6 protein-coding genes are annotated in these 6,148 nt (G+C 61.5%); 1 reads left to right on the plus strand and 5 read right to left on the minus strand.

What is annotated here, in order from left to right; translation table 11 throughout:
• Window positions 1-99: 99 nt before the first annotated feature.
• Window positions 100-939, plus strand: coding sequence for a siderophore-interacting protein (locus IEY62_RS08005; RefSeq protein ID WP_189015649.1), 840 nt, complete (start codon window positions 100-102; stop codon window positions 937-939).
• A gap of 73 nt (window positions 940-1,012) precedes the next feature.
• Here IEY62_RS08005 and IEY62_RS08010 read toward each other — a convergent pair whose 3' ends face one another.
• The 5 genes from IEY62_RS08010 to IEY62_RS08030 form a co-directional block, all read right to left on the minus strand.
• Window positions 1,013-2,500 carry a threonine/serine exporter family protein gene (locus IEY62_RS08010; RefSeq protein ID WP_189015651.1) on the minus strand — a complete coding sequence of 496 codons (1,488 nt, stop codon included), beginning with the start codon at window positions 2,498-2,500 and terminating at the stop codon, window positions 1,013-1,015.
• 27 nt (window positions 2,501-2,527) lie between these two features.
• Window positions 2,528-3,844 (minus strand): peptidoglycan bridge formation glycyltransferase FemA/FemB family protein, encoded by a 1,317-nt coding sequence (locus tag IEY62_RS08015; RefSeq protein ID WP_189015653.1) that lies wholly within the window; start codon window positions 3,842-3,844, stop codon window positions 2,528-2,530.
• A 111-nt stretch (window positions 3,845-3,955) separates the two neighbouring features.
• Window positions 3,956-5,044: a lipid II:glycine glycyltransferase FemX gene (locus IEY62_RS08020; RefSeq protein ID WP_189015661.1), complete on the minus strand. Its 1,089-nt coding sequence runs from the start codon at window positions 5,042-5,044 to the stop codon at window positions 3,956-3,958.
• A gap of 117 nt (window positions 5,045-5,161) precedes the next feature.
• Complete coding sequence (locus tag IEY62_RS08025) at window positions 5,162-5,983, minus strand: DNA/RNA non-specific endonuclease (protein ID WP_189015663.1); 822 nt, start codon at window positions 5,981-5,983, stop codon at window positions 5,162-5,164.
• Between the two features lie 38 nt (window positions 5,984-6,021).
• The coding region (locus tag IEY62_RS08030) for an L-serine ammonia-lyase, iron-sulfur-dependent, subunit alpha (RefSeq protein WP_189015665.1) at window positions 6,022-6,148 on the minus strand (127 nt) is incomplete at its 5' end.

Here is a 6,148-nt window from a genome sequence, read left to right on the forward strand (position 1 = left end):
ACTCACATTCCAGCCCAAGCACGCCGAACGCGAGCGAGCGTCTGTAACCTTCGACTCATACCCGGCCGGGCCACAGCCCATTAGCTTAGGCTTACCTATATGACTGCTCTCCCCGTCACCTCGTCCGCCACACGCAAAAGCCGTCCGCAGGTCAACCTGACCGTCTTGCGGAACGAGCGCCTTTCGCCCCATATGGTGCGGATCGTGGCCGGCGGACCCGGGTTCGGCGACTACGCCAACAACGACTACGTTGACCGGTACGTCAAGATCGTCTTTCCGCAGGACGGCATCGACTACGAGCAGCCCCTGGACTTGTGGGCCATCCGCGAAACCATGCCACGCGAACAGTGGCCGCACACCCGGACCTACACCATCCGCTGGGTTGACCTTGAGGCCCAGGAACTGGCAATCGACTTCGTGGTGCACGGGGATGAAGGCCTGGCAGGCCCGTGGGCGGCCGCAGCCAAACCCGGGGACTCCCTGATCTTCACCGGTCCCGGCGGCGGTTACAACCCATCCCCCGACGCCGACTGGTACCTCTTCGCCGGCGACGACGCCGCGATCCCGGCCATCGCGGCGTGCGTTGAAGCCCTTGACGACGGCGCGCGCGGAACCGTCTACCTCGAGGTGGACAGCGAAGCGGACATCCTTCCCATCTCAGCGCCGCAGGGCATCGAAATGCACTGGCTGCTGCGCAAGGGCACACCGGCCGGCTCCAGCGATCTTCTTCTGGAAGCGTTGCGCGGCATGGAATGGCTGCCTGGCCGCGTGGACGTCTTTGCCCACGGTGAGCGCGGCTACATGAAGGGCCTCCGCGAGATCTTCTTTGCCCAGCGCAGCTTGGAGCGTTCGCAGGTTTCGTTGTCGGGATACTGGGCGCAAGGCCGCGTTGAGGAAGTCTTCCAAGCCGAAAAGAAGCTCCCGGTCGGCCAGATCTAGCTCTGGTCCGGCAGATTCCGGACAAAGGAAAGGGCGCCGCATCGCGACGCCCTTTCACGCTGTTTCGCAGTCCTTAGCGTCTGCGTACCCGGCGCCGCTCATTGCTGGAAAGGCCCTTGGTCAGCGGCCGGGCGAGGTTGTCGCCGAGCACGATTCCAGCGGCTACCCCAAGCACAATCGCGCCTGCATTCAGCATTCCGCCCGCACCAAGCAGGATGTTGCCGCCTTCAACGGTCAAGGCATACATCGAACGGAAAATGGTAAGTCCAGGCAGCAGGATCAGGGCGGCCGGAACAGCCACGACCAACTGCGGAGCGCCCAGCTTCAGCGCCACCACACGGGCCAGGAGACCGATGACCACCGCTGCGACGGCAGGTGACAAACGGTCGCCGAGGCCGGCCTGGCCGACCCCCCACAAAACGAAGAAACCCACCAAACCGACTGCCGCCGTCGGGACCAACAGCCGCATCTGAGTCTGTTCGGTGACGCCGATGGCAACCACCGCAACGGCAATCAGGATGGCTTGGCCCCACAGAGGATACGCGTCGGGGAATGTCTGGGTGACATCCAGGACGGCACTGCCCATGAGTGTTCCCACCACTACGGCCACGCCGATGCCTGCCACGATCGCGCCAAAGGTCAATAGCGTGGAAAGGAACCGGCCGGCTGCCGTCACGGGGAAACCGTTGATGGCATCCTGCACCGATGACACCAACCGGCCTGTGGGAAGCAGCAGCAGGATCCCACCGGCCACAACAATGGATGGCGCGATTTCCACCCCCGCCCAACGCAGCATGAGGGCGACGAAAGTGACCAGGAAGGCACACGCCATGGTGTTGAAGAAGTCGGCTGTCCGCCATCTCACGAGCTGACGGGAGAGCAGGCTGATGAGGATGTTGGAACCGAAAGCCACCGCCGAGGCACCAATACCGCCACCCAGCACGCCCACGAAGACCGCGGCGAAAATACCGAAGGCGATCGTTACCATCCAGCGAGGGAAGGGCTTGGCGCTGCGAATGATCTCATTCAACCGGCGGACGGCTTCGTCACGGCCCACTCCCCCGGCCACGATGTCCGTGACCAGCTGATGGACCTGCGCCAACCCGGCGTAGTTGTTGGTCCAGGACCGCACTACACGCAGCAGCGTGATGGGGGTCTGGTCCTTGGGAGCGTAATTGATGGCCACCGACTGGTTGGTGATGTCCACCTCGACGTTCTTCAGGCCGAGCGCAGCCGTCACAGCGATCATGCTGGTCTCGACTTCCAACGCACCCGCACCGTACCGGAACATCACTTCGGCCAAATGCAGCGCAAAATCGATGGTCTTGCGGGCTGAGGCGTCCACCCCAACCACCTGGATGGTGGGATTGGCGTAGGGACTCCCGGCGAGCCGGTCCACGATGTTCATGGGAGCGGTAGGCGGACTATCGCCCTGCACCAGGCGCATGAGCATGCGTTTGGCATTGACGTTCTGCCGGACCTGGGACGGCCGCAGCGGCTGGGTCTTGGGCAAACCGTCAGTATGCGGCCGGCCGGTGGACCCGTCGGGGCGTTCAGTCACGCGGTGATCCTCCCTTGGCTTGTTTGATTAGCGGTTACCCCGCAGTTTTCGTACTACCGGCAATTTCTCAAGCGGCAATCGTCCCAGAACTGTCTGGGCGGCTCCTGCGAGCTTCCTGGCCACGCGGTACGCGCTGTACTTCAAGGGATTGATCGGAGCAACGAAGTCACCCAGCAACTGGACTACCTCGCCGCCGAAACCCTTTTTGAATTCATAGCCACCGTGGCCGGTCTCATCCTGGCCCTGGATGCCGAACGTTCCGTAGAAGTTGTAACGGGAGTAGCCGTTATTGAGCGCGTGCAGCATCATGCCCCAGTAAAGTGACGTTGCGCCGTTGAAGTAGATGTAGTCCTGCACGGTGCCGCCGATGACGCACGTGAGTTCATCCCCGGAGCACGCAAAGTGAATGGCAGCCACAGTGGCCACGCCCACGGAATCGGGGAAACGCTCGATGTCCTTGAGGCTGCGCTCGTAGCTGTCCACAAGGTCCTGGACCACCTTGACGCGGTTGGCCTTCTTCTTGCTGCCGGTTTCCTCAACTTCCCTCTTGAGGTCCGCCAACGTTGCGGATTCAGCTTCCAGGCGTTCGGTGATGGAGGCCCGGTACTCGGGGATGTTGATCTTGGCCATCATGAGCTTGGTGAACTCATCGGAGGTATTGCGGAGCAGTTGCTCGTAGTACTCGCGTTCGCGGTACGTGAAGCCCTTCTCGTCGCCGGCAGTGCTCAGCGCATTGTAGAAATCGTCCAGCGTTTCCAGCGTGGCCTGTTCCAGGTACACGCCGTTCTTCTCGGCCTTCCGGATGGCCTTGCGGGTGCGGTAGTTCATGCCCATGATGAGCTCCTCGGAATCGGCGATCCCGTCGAGCTGCTTGATGAACATCCAGTTGATGTTGGCGAAATTCATGTCGAAGCCCTGATGCTCGAAGCCCAGGCCTTCCAGTTCCTTGAGCAAGGGACGGTTGTCCTCAACTTCGGGGTGTTCTGCGCCGTCCTCATCGCGCGCGATGTACCGGAGGTTGGGTGAGATCCGCAGCTCTGCGGCCTTCTTCGAGGCCGCGTGCTTCTTCAACTGCCCGACGACGAAGCGAACCACTGCGGGGTCGCTATAGTCCATCAGCGGCCCCTTGGCGCAGTCAGCTGTCTTGTAGCCGAAGCGGTTGGAGGAGTACACAAGCTTGCCCGCTGCGATGATGCTCCCGCCCCGGGTCACACCAAAGAGCTCGACTTCCTGGCCGCGGGCGCGTTGGAAACGCGTCAGGTCCATGGACTGGATGAAGCTCCCCTGCGGGTGTCCCTTGGCAAACGTTTCGAAATCAGCGTCGCTGAGAATCACGAATTCCATGTCGGTTCCAGCCTCGATCGGAGTCAAAGAAATTACCTCGCCTAAGTTAGATTTGCGCCCGTTGGTGGCCGGGGCGGGCCTGTTCGTTGGCTTGCTGGCTCTCGCTGCCCGTCAGTAGAACTGGCCTCCAGTGCGCATCGTTTCGAGTCGACGGAACACCCGCTCGGCCCCCTTGAGCCACAGCTTGTAACGGACCGGACCCAGCACGAGGTCGTAGCAGCCCACGAAGTCCGTGACCGTCTTGGTGAAGCTTGTCTTGAACGATCCCAGGCCATACAGGGGGTGGGTCTTGTCCTTGATCCGGGCGCCCGGAGGCGTGCCGCAGAAGTCATACTCGACGCAACCAAGTTCCTGCATGCGCTCGATGGCAGCCCACTGAACCAGGTGCGAGTCTCCGTACTGCTTGCGGTTCTGGGTGGAGCCGCCGTCCTTGTAGGTGGCCTTGGAACCGTAATTGATCACGAAGGCGCCCACGCTCGGGGCACCGTCCTCGTAGACAAAGAAGAACTGCCCTTGGCCGCGGTTGCAGAACCCGCCCCAGAACGTTGCATAGTACTCATAGCTCCGCAGGGGCATTGCGCCTTTGGCGTTCACGGTGTTCTGCATCAGGGCGTAGAGCTTGCGGTAGCTTTCCTCGCCGGCCTCTTCTTGGAGGACCTCGCAGCCCTCACGCTCTGCCCGGCGCACAGCATTTCGGGCCCGCGACGAGATGCTGCGGAGGACTTCATTGGCGGGTGCGGAAATGTCCAGCACCGCAGTGGAATCGTTGGATTGGATGTTAGGAGCCTTCACCAGGCCGACCGCCTTCAGTTGCGCAGTCACCTCAGGTGACTCCACGACGTCGGGCTCTATCTTGATGGTGAAGACGTTCATCTTCTGTTCCCGCGCAAAGGCTGCGACGGCGTCCAGCATGGGCTTGATGTCGCTTACCTCGGCAGCATCCGGTCCCTTGATCAGGTACCAGAGGCGGCCCAGGACGGGGAACTTCTTCTCCAGCAGGAGGTTGTAGCTGGCGTAATCAGCGGTCTCGATGACGAGCCGGCGGACCAGCCAACCGTTGCCGTCCTTGACCTCCGCGTAGGCATCCGACTGCAGCATATTGCCACCGTTCGGATTGGCAGTGACGTGCTTGTCCCAGTTATCGATTTCCTCGGCAGTGGCAAAGCGGGCGGTAAATTCTCGCAAGGTGGCCGTGTCCAATCTCAGGGTTTTGGTGCAGTGTTCAAAAGCATCGTGCGCATGCGGACATGCAGCCCCAAGTCTATCGGGCTGAGAAAAATCCTCTGCCTTCCGAGCAGAAACGCGCCCTGCGGGTGCCTAGAGCCTGATCTGCTCCATGCTCTCCAGTTCGATGGCTTTGGGCTGCTTGCCCAGTTCACGCTGGCCGCTGCCAAGACGGTCGGCGTTCGCGAGGCGGCTGAGGCTGAGCCCGGTGAGGTCGGCTATCTCTCCGATGGGAACCTGGAATGTCCGGAAGGGACCCAGGGGCGGGGGTTCGCCTTCAAGAAGCCGCTGATCAATGGCCCTTTTCAGTTCAACCTTCCCGAGCAGTGGCGACTGGTCCAGAATGAACCCGACGGCGGCCAGCTTGGCATCGTTGGTCCATGCCGCAATCTTCCAGAACTTCCGAGGGATCTGGACGCCGCGGTACGGCTGATCATCCTCAAGCAGGACCGGCCCCGTGAAGACGCTGAGTTTGGCGTCATGGGCATCGGCGTGTCCCAAAACATGGTCCTCCAAGCCCACCCAGAGTTCCTTGCCTTGGTTGAAATCGTCCACTTGTGGCGCCGCATTGGTGAACGAGAATGTGTCCTGGTTGGCCCTCTTGGCAGTGGCAGCGTCGCCCCACACGGGATCCAGCCGACGCACCAAGTGGCCGCGATCAAAGGCGTTGTTCTTGTAAACGTCCGGACCTGCCTGCTGTTCCCTTGGGACCCTGTCATCGAAGTGCCAGGTTCCTTCCCGCGCCAGTGGGTTCAGCTCTGCACCACTGATGTTGACCCCCACGATCGCCGCAAGCTTCCGGGCAGCCCGGAAGCGCACGGAGAAATGGGTGTAGTCCAGCAGTATCGTCGTTGCCGACGGACTGGGCAGTTCAAGGCGTGCCCGCAAAAAATCCCTGTCGTATCCCCCGCTCATGGATACAGCATGGCACTACGCACTGACAGTAAAAAGACTCAGCATTCGACGACGTTGACGGCGAGGCCGCCCATCGCGGTTTCCTTGTACTTATCGGACATGTCCTTGCCCGTCTCACGCATGGTCACGATCACCTCATCCAACGAAACCCGGTGCGTCCCGTCC

Origin of the sequence: Paenarthrobacter histidinolovorans (assembly GCF_014647595.1) — a bacterium.
Lineage (GTDB): Bacteria > Actinomycetota > Actinomycetes > Actinomycetales > Micrococcaceae > Arthrobacter > Arthrobacter histidinolovorans.

Coding starts and splice junctions, on each gene's coding strand:
- IEY62_RS08005 (WP_189015649.1), top strand. CDS start 100: ATGACTGCTCTCCCCGTCACCTCGTCCGCCACACGCAAAAGCCGTCCG.
- IEY62_RS08015 (WP_189015653.1), bottom strand. CDS start 3,844: ATGGAATTCGTGATTCTCAGCGACGCTGATTTCGAAACGTTTGCCAAG.
- IEY62_RS08025 (WP_189015663.1), bottom strand. CDS start 5,983: ATGAGCGGGGGATACGACAGGGATTTTTTGCGGGCACGCCTTGAACTG.